9 protein-coding genes are annotated in these 15,476 nt (G+C 70.7%); 1 reads left to right on the top strand and 8 read right to left on the bottom strand.

Going from position 1 to position 15,476, the window contains the following annotated elements:
- Positions 1-69: 69 nt before the first annotated feature.
- The 7 genes from ACQP0P_RS20780 to ACQP0P_RS20750 form a co-directional block, all read right to left on the bottom strand.
- Positions 70-372 (bottom strand): hypothetical protein, encoded by a 303-nt coding sequence (locus ACQP0P_RS20780; protein WP_433379431.1) that lies wholly within the window; start codon positions 370-372, stop codon positions 70-72.
- A gap of 11 nt (positions 373-383) precedes the next feature.
- Complete coding sequence (locus ACQP0P_RS20775) at positions 384-2,291, bottom strand: hypothetical protein (protein ID WP_433379428.1); 1,908 nt, start codon at positions 2,289-2,291, stop codon at positions 384-386.
- Positions 2,292-2,461: 170 nt separating this feature from the next.
- Positions 2,462-2,776, bottom strand: a complete 315-nt coding sequence (locus tag ACQP0P_RS20770; protein ID WP_433379425.1) for a hypothetical protein — start codon at positions 2,774-2,776, stop codon at positions 2,462-2,464.
- A gap of 3 nt (positions 2,777-2,779) precedes the next feature.
- Positions 2,780-3,226: a hypothetical protein gene (locus tag ACQP0P_RS20765; RefSeq protein WP_433379422.1), complete on the bottom strand. Its 447-nt coding sequence runs from the start codon at positions 3,224-3,226 to the stop codon at positions 2,780-2,782.
- Between the two features lie 105 nt (positions 3,227-3,331).
- A complete protein-coding gene (locus ACQP0P_RS20760; protein ID WP_433379419.1) occupies positions 3,332-4,006 on the bottom strand; it encodes a hypothetical protein in 675 nt (224 codons plus the stop codon).
- Positions 4,003-8,022 (bottom strand): hypothetical protein, encoded by a 4,020-nt coding sequence (locus ACQP0P_RS20755; RefSeq protein WP_433379416.1) that lies wholly within the window; start codon positions 8,020-8,022, stop codon positions 4,003-4,005. Before ACQP0P_RS20755 ends, ACQP0P_RS20760 begins: the two co-directional genes overlap by 4 nt.
- A gap of 65 nt (positions 8,023-8,087) precedes the next feature.
- On the bottom strand, positions 8,088-14,054 hold the full coding sequence (locus ACQP0P_RS20750; protein ID WP_433379413.1) for a hypothetical protein: 5,967 nt from the start codon (positions 14,052-14,054) through the stop codon (positions 8,088-8,090).
- A gap of 70 nt (positions 14,055-14,124) precedes the next feature.
- Here ACQP0P_RS20750 and ACQP0P_RS20745 point away from each other — a divergent pair, with 70 nt between their 5' ends.
- The gene (locus ACQP0P_RS20745; protein ID WP_433379410.1) at positions 14,125-14,442 is read left to right on the top strand and encodes a hypothetical protein; all 318 of its coding nucleotides are present in this window, start codon (positions 14,125-14,127) and stop codon (positions 14,440-14,442) included.
- A 94-nt stretch (positions 14,443-14,536) separates the two neighbouring features.
- Here ACQP0P_RS20745 and ACQP0P_RS20740 read toward each other — a convergent pair whose 3' ends face one another.
- Positions 14,537-15,376 carry a hypothetical protein gene (locus tag ACQP0P_RS20740; protein WP_433379407.1) on the bottom strand — a complete coding sequence of 280 codons (840 nt, stop codon included), beginning with the start codon at positions 15,374-15,376 and terminating at the stop codon, positions 14,537-14,539.
- Positions 15,377-15,476: the final 100 nt, after the last annotated feature.

Raw genomic sequence — 15,476 nt, 5'->3', positions numbered from 1 at the left:
CCCCGCACAGGGCCGCCCCCGCTCAACACGCCGGGGGCGGCCCGCATCGAGCGGGGCGGCACGCGCGTCTCAGCGATTACGACGTTCCGCGTCGTACCCAGACAGGCGCTGCGCCGTTGCCTGCGGAATCCCGGCGGCGCGCAACGCCTCGTAGTCCTCCTCGGCCCGCTCAGCTTCGGCCTCCTCCAGGCCGGCGACATGCTCGGCGACTCCGGTCTGCCACCCGGCGTAGGCCTCCTGGAACTCCTTCTCGGTGATTTCCACCGCCCCTTCGGGCAGGCCCCCAGCGCCCGGCTGTGACTCGTTGATCTCACCGATGCTGCCGCCCTGGCTGCGGAAGTACCGCGTGTGCTCGCCGTTCCGCGTTTCCATGCGTCCCCCTTCTACAGCGCGAACACCATCGCGCGGATGTACGACTGAACCCTGTTGTAGGTGGCCCCGGCCAGGCCGAACCCCAACGCGATGTCCAAACTCACGGTGATCGTGGCGCCCGGCGGAATCGTCGTGTTGCCCAGCACTTTGGTGGTCTGAGTGTGGACGTCCGACACGGTCGCAGAACCACGATTTTCGAACCGGTACATTTCGTCGCCGTAGACGAAGTGGCCGGCCCTGCCGCCCGGCGGAATAACGAAGTCGACGTCGACTTCGACCGACGTGATAGCGATCGCCGGCCGGCACGGGTCCGGGTTCGTGATGTCCAGCGTCCGGGTGGCCACCACCGTGCCGCCTGTCGTGGTCGTCGCTGGCACGACAGGGTTTGCGGGAAACAGCTCGTTGAGCGTGGTGGTGAAGTACTGGTACTTGGCGCGCGGCTCCGCCCGAAGCTGTCCGGAGCTGTCGCAGTACACGCCGCCCGCGTTGTCGTTGACGTCACACGGGTAGGGCCACGCCTGCACCGCGGCCCCCAGCGGAGCTCCCGCAGACCCGTCACCAGTTAGGCCGCACTGGAGCGCGAGTGTCGGCGCTGACACTCGCAGCCCGTTCGGGCCGCACTCCAACGTGTTCGCCGGGTCTGGGTCGACGACAGGGGCGGCCGTGATCGGGTTACCCGCCGAGCCGTCCCCTGACATGGCGATGCAGTCACTGCCTGCGGTGACGACGGTCGCCCCGCCGCCTGTCGGCACGTAGATGCCGCCGTCGCCGCCGAAGGCCGCGCTGTTCCCCGCATCCGTGCTCAGGCGCGCACGCATCTGGTTGGCCGCGTCGTCGTAGACGAGCCCATTCCCCAGAGCGGCGCCCACGCAGTCCTGCACCGCTTCGCACGTCACCGCCACCCCGGCCGGGCCGGTGGTGAGCAGGTTGCCTGCGGCAGGATCGGGAATCACAGCGGCGGTGATCGGGCTGCCCGCCGACCCGTCCCCGGACATGTCCACCGTCGACGAGTCCTGCACGGTGACCGTCGAACCACCGCTGGCCGGCACGTAGAGGCCGCCATCAGGGCCGAAGGTAGCGTTGTTGCCGACCTGCGTGCTCAGCCGGGCCCGGAACTCGTTGGCCGCGTCGTCGTACATCAACCCGTCGCCAAGGGCACTGCCGACACAGTCCTGCACCGCCTCACAGGGCACCGCCACCCCAGCCGGACCGGTCGTGAGCAGGTTGCCCGCGGCAGGATCGGGAATCACAGCGGCGGTGATCGGGCTGCCCGCCGACCCGTCCCCGGACATGTCCACCGTCGACGAGTCCTGCACGGTGACCGTCGAACCACCGCTGGCCGACACGTAGAGGCCGTCATCGCCGCCGATGGACACCTGGTTACCCGCATCGCTGGAGATGTTCGCGGCGATCTCACCAGTTGCCGGGTCGTAGCTCACACCCGGCCCGGCGGACAGGCAGCCGCGGACCTGCGTGCACTCCACATAGAGCCCGTCCGGGCCCTCCTGGATGAGGTTGGTGCCACCGCCGGGCGGGGCCGGGTCCAGGATCACGTCGCCTTGGACGACATACGGGTTGCCGGCCGAACCGTCGCCGGTCAGCTCCAAGTCGAGGGTGGGGCTGTCCTGCGCCTGCAACGAGGTGCCGCCGGGCGGGACGAACAGCCCGTCGTCGGAGCCGAGGGCGACCTGGTTGTCCGGGTCAGCGGAGATGGCGGCGCCGATGACGCCCGTGGCGGGGTCGTAGGTGGCGCCGGGACCGACCGACAGGCAGGGCCGCACCTGCTCGCAGGTGACCGCGGCGCCGGTCGCGCTGATCACATACGGGGCGGCGGTGCCTCCGTCGCCTTCCACGGTGATGTTGTCGCCGGCGACGATGACGCATTCGCACCGTCCGCCGCCACAGCCGCATCTGCTCAAGGGTGCTCCTGTAGGGAGTGCCTGAGCCCGGCCCGCAACCAGCGGCTGTTCCACAGACTACCGTTGGGCCTTCTTCCAGGGCTTGCCCTAGCTGTGCAGCCGGTGAAGGACGAAGCGCAGCCAACGGTCAGGGGCGGAAACACCTGCCAGTTCGTCGAAGGGTTCGGCGTCTAGATCGAACCCGCCTCGACGGCCATGCAGTGCACGGTCACCCCCGAGGCGGGCTGCGGCACCTGGATGACTGAGATGCCGAGGAGGGTCACCGCCGGGGAGCGGCGGACGTTGAACGTCACCGAGCTCGCTGACAGGGAGGTGATCCGGCACTCCGTAAGGTCAGCGACGCCCGTCTGTGTCGCATGAGTGATCACGGGCACGCCGGTGAAGGCCGGATTGAAATTGAAGACCACGTTGCCCGAAGCGTTGGTGATGCCTGTGGCGGCGAATACACGCCGTCTTGCTGGCGTGTATTCGCCGCTGGTGGCCACTGGTTAGACCTCGCGCGTGGAAAGCACGGCGAAGTCACTGCCGACTACACCGGTGAAGATGAACTCGTCCTGCAGGCTCTCGCCGGCCTCGCCTCCGCGGTCCACGCTCCAGGTGGCCGCGGCCCCGGCCGGGAACACCACCGCCGCCCCGCCACCGATCGACACGGTCGGCGCGCCAGCGAACACCATGAACGTCACCGAGCGGGCGCCCGCCGCGATGGTGACGGCGCCTGCCCCAGCCTGGCGCTGCGCCGTGCTATCGATCTGCGGATTCGCTGCGGGCGACTGCTGGGCGTCGCAGCGGACGACGGTGCCGGTCGGTGTGTAGGCCGTGGTCCCATCGAGCGCGGTGTCCGTGACGACGGTTGCGCCGTCCTCGGTGCTGTAGCGGCGCAGGAAAGGCACGCTCGTGCCGCCGCCCTGGTCGTCGCAGAGGACTTCGTACTCCAAATCTGGGAGTGCGGCCGAGACGCTCCCGCTCGTACCAGACATGTGAACCTCCAGGTTCTAGGACGTAAGTAGTGATTCAGTACGCCGACGGGCCGAGCCACCCGCCTAGTCGCTGATCTTCTTGAAGGCGAGTCGCGTGTTGGAGACCTGGAGGCCGGTGGTGGAGACAGGCGTGCCGCTGCTGTTGAGCCGCATGACCTCCAGACGGACCGTCGTGGGCACCGTGACCGCCATGAACTTGTGGAAGGTGCACAGGTCGGCGTCTGACTCGAAGTTCGTCGGGGCGGCGTTCGCGGCCCACTGCTGCACCGTGTACTGGCTGCCGATCACGGCCGTGCCTGCCTCGGCGTTCCACAGGCGGCCGGAGATCGAGATGTTGAACGCCCCGCTGGACGGGTTGACCGCGATCACCGTGTGAAGGGTCGCGGACACCTCATAGACGCCCGCCTCCGGCAGGTCGACGGACAGCGTGCTGTCCACCCATCCGCCGCTCGGCGTGGCGACGAGGTCCACGAACGCCTGGAGCAGCTTCTCGTCGTACGGGGGCGTGAGCCGCGCCCCGACCTGCCACTCCTGCGGACAGGCGCCGGCAGCCGGGGCGGCCACGTCCACGTCCACGGAGCGGCCGGTACCGACCGCCGTCCCGGGGGCGAGGCCTTCGACGGTCGTGGAGGGCACGAGGAGGCCGCTGGGCCCCTCGGTGAGGGCGTTGCAGGGGTCGGGGTCCACGGTGACCGCCGCTGCGCCCACCATGCCGATTCCGGCGTTCGTTCCACTCATGACAGGTACGTCCAGTTCAAAAGGTAAAAGGCGGAGGGGTTGGCCCCGGCGAAGGACGCCGCGGCGAGGGCGGTGTCCGTGTCCTTGGAGACGGACCAGGTGAGGGTGACGCCTGCCGGGATCGGGACGGCGCTGCCATCGCTCATGGTCGCGTTGACCGCGCCGGCCAGGACGGCGAGGCTGACGGACTGGAGGCCGGTGAACTCCGCGGCGAGGTCCTGCGCGGCGGTGCCCGTCACGGCCCGCACTCCGGTGTTGACCGGGCTCGGCTCCGTCGCGGTTGTGGTGCCCGACGTCCCGGAGCAGACGCCCACCTGGCCCTGGGGCGTGTACGTGGTGCTGCCGTCCAGCTCTGTGTCCGCGGTGGTCAGGAGCAGGCCGGTGCAGTCGTAGGTGTACGCCCGCAGGAACGGGATCGCGGTGAGCTCGACGCCTTCCGTCTCCACCGTGAGGGGGCGGATCACCAGGTCTCGGTTCAGGGCGCCGCCGGTGCTGAGGTCGGTGAACCGCACGGTGACGGTGCCGCTCGGTGGAGCCGTGAACGCGAGGGGCGGCTGCGCGACAACCGCCCCGGCCGAGCCGCTGCCGTTGGACAGGTTGACGGTGCTGGTCGCCAGGACGGTCGCCCCGTCGAGGACTTCCGCCCGGTAGATCGCGTCGTTGGTGGCCGGCGGATTGCCGCCCCCGCCCCACCCGGCATCGAACAGCAGCTCACTGGCGGCGCCGCTGATGAGGCCGGTCACGGCGCGCTGCGCCACTCCATTCGGGGGGACGTTGTTGCGGGAGAATTGCAGCGTGTCGCCGATGACTTGGACGTTCCCCGTCAGGGTGAACGAGTCGGCTGGTACCGGGAGCGGCGTCGCGGGTGCGGCTACCAGGTCACAGAGCTGGGCGATCTCGGTGTCCCCGCACGGGGTGGAGGACTCGCCGCCGCAGCAGCCGCCCGGCTCCACCGTCATCCCCTGGAAGGACAGCGCGGAGCAGGAGACGCCGCCGCCCTGGTTGAGCACGCTCCAGCCGACCTGTGCGGGCGGGTTGTCCCAGTACATGTAGCCGGTGCCGTCGTTCTCGGAGGGCACGATCCTCGTGTGGGCGGCGTTCCATCCGGCGGTGCCGCCGAGGCGGGTCGGTAGCGGGTAGGTCGTATTGATCGCGACCGGCTCGAAGGTATCGAAGTCGGCCAGGTCGACCCGCAGGTAGCTCATCTCTTGCGCCACGGCGTCCAGGGTCAGCGTGTACGCCGAGGTGTTGGAGAAGACCAGATTGTTGATGTTGTAGGCACTGCAGGGCGCACCTGCCGCCCGGGAGACGTGCACGCGGATCGTGCCGATCCGGGCCGGGTCGTTCTCCGGGGACACGGTGTAGATGAAGTCCTGGCGCGGCAGCCCGGCCGGGTCCTCGACGACGCTGACGACCTGCCACGGGACCTCGATCGTGGACGTCAGGCCCTCGCCGCTCTCACACTGGCAGTCCACGACCTGGACCGGCGTGTACGGGGTGGTCCCGTCCAAGCTGGTGTCATGGAAGCTGCTCAGCTCCCCCGCGCAGTCGTAGGCGAGGTGCCGCAGGAACGGCACGGCGCAGCGGCGCCCGTCCTCGTCGGCCTCCACGGTCGGGTCCAGGTCGCACAGCCGGATGGTCTGCACTGCGGCCGTGGCGCAGGCGACCCCTCCGGGCGCCTGGCAGTCCAGGACGGCGCCGGCCGGGATCGGCTCCCGGGTGTCCGGGTCCACGGTGGTGATGACGCCCTGGCAGTCGGCGAGCCGCAGCGCCGGCCACGGCACCGTCTTGACGGTGACATCACAGAGCCGCTCGTGCAGGGACGGCGGGTCGGCGAACCCGGAGGTGTTGACGGTGAGGCGCACCGGCTTCGAGAAGTCGAGGCGGAACGCGTCGCCCGGGTTGATGTAGAGGCCGGTGTTGTTGGCCTGCCAGATCCCCAGGCCGTTGCCGCCCGTCGCGGTCAGGGTGACCGTGACGCCGCTGATGACGGCGGTCCCCGTATACGCCGCAGCGGACTGGGCCGGGTTGACCGGCAGGGCCGGGGTGAACGCGGTGAAGTTGATCGCGCCGCCGAGGTCAGGGCTGTTAAACAGGACGACGGAGCTGGTGTTGGAGTCCGACTGGTACGTGGCGGCCCACGACGTGACGCGGTCCCCGTACGCGTAGGACGGGGCCCCGGCCGTGCCGACCCAGCACCCCGGGTAGGCGGGATCGGCGAGGGCGAACCCGGTGGGGGTGTCCGGCAGGCTGTAGGTGCACTCGCCCAGCACGGTCGTGTCGCAGCACCGGCCTACGGTGCCGGCCGAGGCGTACGGGGTGATGCCGTCGAGGGCGGTGTCCACGGTGACCGTGGGCCCGCTATCGGAGTAGATGAGGGTCCGCAGGAACTCCGTGACCGTGCCGTCCGCTGCGGTGTCGCACAGCGTCAGCGTCTCGGCGTCCCGCCAAGGCGGAGGCGGGCAGCATTCGGCGAGAGGCTCGCACTGGCCGACCTCGCCGGTGACCGTGTACGGGTCGCCGTCCAAAGTGGTGTCCGTCTGGGAGACGACGGCGCCCGTCTCGCAGTCCACCGTCTGACGGCGCATGAACTGCACAGTCCGCGTCATGACGATGTTGAGGCGGCCGGTCACCCAGTTGAAGCCCCAGTCGTCTCGGACTTCCAGCTCGATCACATTGGGGCCGGCAGTGACCGGCGCCTGGCCGCCACCTCCGACGCCGGGCTGCCCCCACTGGGAGTAGAGGCCCATGTCGACGCCGTTGATCCGGACCCGGCCGCCGCCGTCCGCCCGGAAGCCCACGGCGGTCAGCGTCGCGGTGCCGTCCTCCGGCGCCGTGAACGTCTTGCGGATGATCCAGCGCACCGGGGCGTTGTCGTAGCCGGGCCACGGGATGCTGTTCGGTCCTGCGTTGAGGTCCGGGCGCGCACCGTAGGAGACCTGACCGGCGTTGTTCGTGCCCCGGTAGACGTCGTACGGCATGGCACCGGTCGGCCCGTAGCCGGGCTGGTTGCCCGTGAAGGAGACGACCTGCCAGCCGTCCGGGCCGGTGACGTTCGCCGGGTCGAAGACGGTGACGGATTCGGTGGTCGTGGTGTCGCACAAGAGCGTGCTGGAGGTGTCCCGGCACGGCTCCACGTCGCAGGCGCCCACCGTGCCGGCCAGCGTGTACGGGGTGCCGTTCAGGGCGTAATCCGTGTGTCCGGTGATCTGCCCGTTCTCGTCGCGGGCATAGTCCCGGATGAACTCGGTCACCGTGCCGTCGGCGGCGGTGTCACACAGCTGCACCAGGTCCCGCTCAGGCTGCTCGACACCGGCCGGGCAGGTGGTGACGGTGCCGGTCGGGGTGTAGGTCGCGCCGGTCGTGGCGTCGACCAGGCGGACGCCGGCGATCGTGCCGTCCGCCGCGTAGCTGTACTCGATCAGCACCAGCCCGGCGACCGTGCCGTCCGCCAGGACGTCGCAGAACGTGCCGGACACCTGCACCGACTGGGAGCTGCCGCAGGCGACGGTGCCGACCGGGGGCGCACCCGCGCTGTACGCGCCAGTCTGCAGGTTGATCCATCCCTCGCTGGTGACCGCCCCCTCGCAGTCGCGGATGACGGTGACGGCGATGGGCGTGCCGTCCGCCAGGCACAGGCCGACTGTCGCGGTCGGGGTGGTCGGCGACTCGCAGTCCGGGGAGGTGGGGCACACGCCGACCGTGCCGGTGACGGTGTACGGCTGGCCGTCGAGGGTGCGGTCCAGGACGCCGAGCACAGCACCGGTGCAGTCGTGCGTGGTCGCGCGGGCGAAAGGCCCGTTGTCGTCGCACAGCAGCTGAGACGTGGTGCTGGCGTTGCAGCCGTCCGCCGCGCACGGCCCAAGCGTCCCGACCGGGGTGTACGGGTCGCCGGTGACAGGGTCCACCAGCCTGGTGCCGACCCGGTCCCCGGTATTGGTGTCGTAGATCGGTTCGACCAGCACCAGGACCGCAGTGCCGTCGGCGAGGAGATCGCAGAGGACGACAGCCTCCACGTCCAGCCTCGGCGTCGCGTTTGCGCCGGTGACGATGACCGGGCCAGGCCCGCAGCAACCACTCATTACAAGATCACTCCGATTGTCCAGGTCACGCCGACATTCCCGGTTGTTACGGCAACACTGAGAGGGCCGACCAGCGCGCTTTCCTGATCACGCTGCACCGACCAAGTGACCGACTCCCCAGGCAGCAGAGGCGACGTTCCGTCCGCCGTGGTGACACTCCCCGACCCGCCACCGCTGACAGTCACGGTCACCGACTGCAGGCGGGAGATTCCGGCCGCGTCCCACGACCCACCAGGGCTGAGCACGACACGGCGGGCCTGCACCCCGTAGGCCGGTGGTGCCCCCTCGACCGGGCACTCTGTGGGCGACACGGGCTCGTATGGAGCGCTGAGGTCCGGCAAGTAGGTGCCCAGAGTGGTGAGTTCGCCCGTGCACCCGTCAACGGCGATGAGCTCCAGGTACGGAGTATCCGCCACCCCGCCTGTCGTCGCGTCCCAGCGGCACTCCGTCAGCAGGTGCGACGGGCATGCGCAGTCGCCGCTCTCCCCCGTGACCGTGTACGGCGTCACCGCATCCAACAGGGTGTCAGCGGTGCCGGTGACCTCGCCTTGGCAGTCCCGCGTGATGTGCCGCAGGAACCGCGTCCTCGTGCCGTCGGGGAGGACGTCGCACAGCTCGACCGTTGAGACGGTCTGGCACTCCTGCGAGGGAGGCGGGCACACGCCGACTTCCCCGACCGGGGCGTACGGAGTGACGACGTCGAGCTCCGTGTCCGTGACGACCGGCGCGGTCGCCCCAGGCAGGTAGGCGAGGTGCCGCAGGAACGGCACCGGGTCCTGGCCGTCGACGAGGTCGCACAGCTGGATGACCTCGATGTCCGGTGTCGGGTCGGGCTGCTCCTCGGGGCACACGTCCAGGTGCGTGCCGCCGGGCAGCGCCACCGGCCCCCACGTGATCGGGTCGACGTAGTTGACTCCGAGCCGGTCGCCGGTGGCGGTGTCGTAGGTGACCTCGGCGAGGATCCGTTGAATCACGCCGCCGCTGTTGTTGTCGACTACGCACATGGGCGTGAGTTCGACGTCCCGGCCCTCGGCCGCGCCCTGGCAGATGTCGACCGTCCCAGCCGGCGTATACGAGGTGACGCCGTCCAGGGCGATGTCCACGACGGTCGGGGTATCCGCGCCTGGCTCATAGGTGAGCTGCCGCAAGAACGGCGTGGACGAGCCGTCCGAAGCGACGTCGCAGAGTTGGATGACTTCCGTGTCCGGGCCGGGCGCGGCGCCTCCGCTGCTGTCCCCGCCGCAGGTGCCTTCTACGCCTTGCAGCGTGTACGGCGTGACGCCGTCCAGGCCGAGATCCTGGGTCGAAGTGAGGCCGCCGTCGCAGTCGAAAGTGAAACGCCGTAGGAACGGTGTGCGTTTGAGGGTCAGCGCCGCCGTCCGCACCTCGAACGGCATCAGGAACAGGTCACGGTCGTTGATCGCACCGCCGGTCGTCTGGTCAATGAACCGGATCGTGACCGCGCCAGTAGCGGGGGCGATGAACGCCAGCGGCGGCAAGTCCTCGGACAGCACACCGCCCGGGAACACGTTCGACCCGTTGGAAGTGTTCCGAGTCCTCGTGGCGAGCACCGTGGCGCCGTCAAGGACTTCCAGCAGATAGATGGCGTTGTTGTTAGCCGGGTCGGGGGCTCCCGCACCGATCCACGCGGACGCGAACCGAAACTCATACAGCACGGCCGGGAGCAGCCCGCTCACGGTCAGCTCAGCTACGCCGTTAGCGGGCTGGTTGGCCTGGGCGAACCACAGAGTCGTGCCTTCATTGCCGGCCACCACGTTCCCGGTCAGCGTGAAGTCGCCCGCCGGAGTCGGAATTGGGGCCTGCGGGTCGTAGGTCAGGTCACAAAGCAGCGCGAGCTCGGTGTCCCCGCACGGCTCTACGACCGTGCTGCCGCTGCTGGTCGGGGTGCACTGCCCGGCCTCCCCGGTGACGGTGTACGAGGCACCGTCGAGGGTGGTGTCCGTGACGGAGACGACGGCGCCGGTCTCACAGTCGGTGGTGACGGTGCGGAGGAACTGGGCGGGGCATCCGGCCTGGTCGTAGACCACGGTGGCGTCGAACTCGGCGAGCTGCCACCCGGTGCGGCGCGGCGGCGGGCAGATGGCGCCGCTGTCATCGTAGGCGTCGAACGCGACCAGGACGGCGACGTTCCCGGCTGCAAGATCGGCGGCCGGAACGTCTGCCTCGGCGGTGAGCGTGCCCGTCCACCCTGCGGGGGTGTTGGGCGGGGCGAGTGCCAGGGCTACCCGGTTCGCTTCGCCGGTGCCGTTGTAGAGGCCGAGGAACCCGGTGGCGGCGCAGCCAGTGTCAGGGCCGAGCTGGGTGACGTCGACCTGGACTGTTACGTGCGCGGTGCCGGCGTCGCAGACCGGCCGTGGCGCCTGGATGGTCGCCGCAGCGGTGCGTACGGTGCCTGTCGTGCCCGGTTGTGGGCCCGCAGCGTCCGGGAGGGTCAGCGTGCCGCCGTCCCAGAGCGTTTGGGCTCCGGCCGTGGGTACGCCCGTGGTGTACGGGTAGTACGGCGTTCCGCTCGTGTCCGTGACGGTCGGGGTGGGCGTCCCGTCTGTCGGCAGGTCGCACAGCAGGAGCGTGGAGGCGTTCCGGCATACCGTGTTCTCGGCCGGGCATGCGGCCAGGACGGCGCCGGCCGGGAGCGTCAGCGGGTCTCCGGTGGTCGGGTCGGTGAGCCGCTGCTCCGTGCGCTCCCCGGTCTGGTCGTCGTAGAGGCGTTCCACAAGGACTTGACCGAGCGTGGTGCCGGTGGCCTGGTCCACCGCGCACATGAGGGCGGTCTCGACGTCGAGGCGGGTCTCGGGGGGCGGTTGCTCGCAGCACTCCGCGACCGGCTCACACTGGCCCACCACGCCGGTGACCTCGTACGGCTCGCCGTCCAGGGTGGTGTCCACGACGGAGACGGTTTCGCCGGTCTCGCAGTCCACGACCGTGCGCCGCATGAACTGCTGCGTCCTGGTCATGACGATGTCGAGGCGGCCCTGTACCCAGTTGTTGCCGCCGCCGTCACGGACCTCGATCTCGACCGTGTTGGGGCCGGCCGTGACGGGGATCTGCGCCGTGCCCGAGGTGGCGGGCTGGTTCCACTGCCCGTACATGCCGGCGTCCTGGCCGTTGACCCGCACCCGGGCCCCGCCGTCGCCGCGGAACCCGACAGAGGAAACGGACGCGATGCCGTCCTCCGGGGCCGTGAACGTCCTGCGGAGCACCCACCGGTGCGGGGCGAGGTCATAGCCGGGCCAGGCCGGGCCAGGGCCCGCGCTCAGGTCGTTGCGGGCGCCCATGAACGGGCCCGGCGGGTGCGGGGCGTCGTACAGCAACGGCCCCTCTGGCGGATAACCGGGGTTGGCGCCGGTGAAGCTCACGACCTGCCAGCCGTCCGAGCCAGGCCGGGCGGCCGGGTCGAACACCGTGATGGCGTCCTGCGCAACGGTGTCACACAGCAGCGTCGAGGACGAGTCCCGGCACGGCTCCGCCTCGACCGGCGAGGGCTGGCACACGCCGACCGTCCCGACCGGCGTGTACGGCGTGACGCCGTCCAAGGCGGTGTCCGCCACCGTGGGTGTGCCGCCGCCGGCCGGGAAGGTGAGCACGCGGAGGAAGGCCGTGCTGATGCCGTCCGCGGCGGTGTCGCAGAGCTGGACGACCTCGGTGTCCGGCTCGACGGGCTCCCCCGGCTCCTCCGCGTCCGGCTGGCAGACGCCGACGAGCCCGACCGGCGCGTACGGCGTGGTCCCGTCGAGGAGGGTGTCGGTGCTGCTGACGACCTCCCCGGTGCAGTCCCGGCACACCGTGCGCGCGAACTGTCCGCCGAGGAAGACGTCGAGGGCGCCGAACTCCCAGGTACCGAATCGGCGGCACTCAGTGCTGAGGGTCCTGCCGCCCAGGTACTGGAGCGTGAACGTGGACACCCCAGTGACGCGGAACCGGGCGGACGCCGCGCGGGTAGGGCTGTTGAGGGTGCAGCCGGTGAGGGTGGCGTCCGCGCGCAGGATGCGGGTTACCTGGTTGTAGGTGTAGCCGGACGGCAGGCTGAGCGGGACCGCTCCGGGCGGGAGCTGGACCGTGTTCTCGCTGGTCGCGGTGCCGGTCGAGTAGACCATGGCGACGCTGAAGTCGACCGTGACGGGCTGGTTGAACGTCCACCGGGTGAGGGGCACGTTCGGGTTGGGGAAGAGCGCCACGCCCCACCAGGCCGCGCCGTCGCTCTGCCTGCCCGGCGGGAACGCTGACGGGGCGGTGACCGAGTAGGTGACGCCGTTGGGCAGCGTCCCCGCCGCGGCTGTCCCGGCGATGGTCGTCGGCGGGAGGGCGATGGTGTCGCACAGGACGACCGTCTCGCAGTCCCGGCACTGGTCGACGCACCGGCCGACGGTACCGGTCGGCGTGTACGGGCTGCCATCGAGCAGGTAGTCCGTGTGGCCGGTGATGGCGCCGTTCTCGTCGCGGGCGAAGTCCCGCACGAACGGGGTGACCGTGCCACCGCCCGCGGTGGTGTCGCAGAGCTGCACCAGGTCGCGCTCCGGCTGGGCGACGCCGGCCGGGCACGTCGTCACCTCGCCCTGCGGCACGTACGTCTGCCCGGTGGTGGCGTCGACGAGGCGCACCGCGGCGACCGCGCCGTCCGCGCCGTAGGTGTACTCGATCAGCACCAGGCCGTAGACGTCGCCGCTGGCCGGGTCGACGTCGCAGAACGTGCCCGTGGTGGAGATGGAGCGGGGGTTGCCGCATGCCATCGTCCCGGCCGGCGGCTCGCCCGCGCTGTAGGTGCCGGTGGTGAGGTTGAGCCAGCCGTCCCGGGTGATGGTGCCGTTGCAGTCGCGGGTGACGAGGACGGCGATCGGCGTGCCGTCGGCGAGGCACAGGCCGAGTGTGGCGGCCGGGGTGGTCTGCGCCTCACATGGCGTCTCGGCCGTGCAGGTGCGCACGGTGCCGGTGACCACGTGCGGGGTCTGCCCGTCGAACTCGACGTCCTCGTACGAGGCGGCGCCGTTGAGCCAGGTGTAGCGGCGCAGGAAGGGCCCGCTGTCGTCACACAGGGTCAGCGCCTCGGAGGCGACGGCGCCGTACCCGCACTCGACGGGGGCGACCGGGGTGTACGCCACGGACGGGTCGTCCTGGTAGGTGAGGACGAGGTCGGCGGAGCCGTCCGCGTGGACGCACCACAACTCGCTGTAGGTGGCGTCCGCCTGGCCATCGCCGTCGGTGTCGTCGCAGCGGGTGCGGCATACGGTGTCGAGACAGTCGCTATCGGAGGCGCAGACGCCGACGGTGCCGGTGACAATGTGCGGGGTCTGCCCGTCGAGTTCGACGTCCTCGTAGGAGGCTTGGCCGGTGAGGAAGGTGTAGCGCCGCAGGAACGGCCCGGACGCGTCGCACAGGGTCACCGTCTCGGTCTCGGGGCAGCCGTAGGTGCACTCCACCGGCGCGATCGGGGTGTACGGCGTGGACGGATCTGCCTGGTAGGTCAGCACCAGTTCGGCACCGCCGTCCGCGCGGACGCACCACAGCTCGCTGTAGGCGGCGTCGGCCTGGCCGTCGCCGTCGGTGTCGTCGCACCGCTGCACACAGATCGTTTCGACGCATCCGGCCGAGCACGCGGCGCAGCTCCCCGCCGTGCCGGTCACCGTGTACGGGGTGACCCCGTCCAGGGTGGTGTCCACCGAGCTGGTGACCGCGCCGTCGCAGTCCCGGACCAGGTGCCGCAGGAACATCTGGCAGTCGCCGTCGGGGAGCAGGTCGCACAGCTGGACGGTGGTGACGGTCGCGCACCCGCCGTCGCACGGCCCCGCCCCCGCCGGCGGAACCCCCGGCGTGAAAACGCCCGTTTGGGGGTTGATCCAGCCGATGGCCTGCGGGTCGGCGGGGGTGGTGCCGCACTCGACGCAGCCCGAGCGGACGACCAGCAGGACGGGTGTGCCGTCGGGCAGGCACAGCGCCTGCGCGGCGATCACCGGGGCACAGCACGGCGGTGGCGCGTCAGGGTCACCGCCCCCAGGCGTGCACGGTTGCGGCTCGACCGGCATGTCAGCGCCCCTTCTCGCTCTTGCCGCGGCCTCGCCGCCTGGCCGAAACCGACGCCGAGCCGGCGGGATCGTCTTCCTGCCCAGCCGCAGGCTGAGAGGCAGGCTCGCCGCCGGCCAGCAGTGGCTGCTCTGCCTGCTCGCCGGTGTCCTGGGCGGCGGGCGGGAGCGGCACCTGCCCCTGATCGGCGTCCCCTCGCGTAGCTCGCGCATCGGGGGCAGGTGCCACGTACAGCTGGCCATCCAGCCGGGCACCGGCGAGAAGGTGCTCAGGGATGGCTGGGATGAGAGCGTCGGGGACAGCGAACTCGACCGGTGAGGTGGTGCGGACCTTCGGTCGCTGCTGCACCGCCCACGCCGCGAAAGCCTGACGGAGGTCTCGACGGGGCCAGATTCTGATCACGAGATCTCCCTCAAGGGCAGCACAGACACAGGTCGACCAGCACGGCTTCGACAGCGCACGTCGTCGAGGGGACGAACGTCCTCTCCGCGAGCACCAGCCGGTCGTTGTTGCGGATGTTCACCGAGGCGGGCGCTCGGCCGGGGATGACGTCAACGGGGCCGCGCCGCACCACCACCGGGCCGGACGCGTACAACCACGCCTGCCCCGCCGGTGCGGGGCTCCCATCCGGGCCGGTGTTGACGGCGTAGCCGGCGCCGAGCACCACGCAATTGCCCAACCAGGTGCGCAGCCGGGAACCTTGCACCATCAGCTGGTTGAACCGGCCGAGTAGCGCGGCCGCGCCGGCCGGGACGTGGATGACGCCGACGCCGCCGTAGTCGGTGGCCAGCCACCCCTCCAAGATGGCGATGCCCTGCGTGACCGACACGGGCCCGGCCGCCGGGGTGCGGTCCACCGCCGTTGAGGCGAGCACGTCGCGCCAAAACCACTCCTCCAGGGCGCGGCCCTCGCCCTGGGACAGGCCGGCGCGGGCGTGCTGTTCCGCCTCCGCGTACGAAAATCCCGGCGCCGAGCACACCGCCCCGGCGTAGACGGTGACCGGGCCGGCGGTTTCACTGTCGGGCCGTTCGAACGTCTTCGGGCCGGGGGCCGGCAGCGGGTTGCCGGCGTCGTCGGTCGGGCACCAGTCGGTCGGGTGCGCTTCCTTGCACGACAGGCTGATCCAGTCGACGCCGAGCAGCTCGTGCGGGTCCTCAACGTCGAGGATGGTCGTGCAGCCGCCGAGCAGTCCGTTCGGCATCGGCGTGCCCGGGATGGCCTGGACACGGCGCCTCATGCCGGGGTGCGGCATCTCTACCGAACCTCCTTGAACCGCCGGACCGGCCCGATAGCCTGACCAGGTCCAACAGCGCAGGTGGGTCGACGGTGTAGCGAGCACCGCCGACCCTGAT

It is taken from the genome of Streptosporangium sp. CA-115845 (assembly GCF_050943795.1).
Classification (GTDB): domain Bacteria; phylum Actinomycetota; class Actinomycetes; order Streptosporangiales; family Streptosporangiaceae; genus Streptosporangium.
This window is presented reverse-complemented; position numbering and strand designations above follow the sequence as displayed.

Coding starts and splice junctions, on each gene's coding strand:
- ACQP0P_RS20780 (WP_433379431.1), bottom strand. CDS start 372: ATGGAAACGCGGAACGGCGAGCACACGCGGTACTTCCGCAGCCAGGGC.
- ACQP0P_RS20760 (WP_433379419.1), bottom strand. CDS start 4,006: ATGAGTGGAACGAACGCCGGAATCGGCATGGTGGGCGCAGCGGCGGTC.
- ACQP0P_RS20745 (WP_433379410.1), top strand. CDS start 14,125: ATGTCAGCGCCCCTTCTCGCTCTTGCCGCGGCCTCGCCGCCTGGCCGA.
- ACQP0P_RS20740 (WP_433379407.1), bottom strand. CDS start 15,376: ATGCCGCACCCCGGCATGAGGCGCCGTGTCCAGGCCATCCCGGGCACG.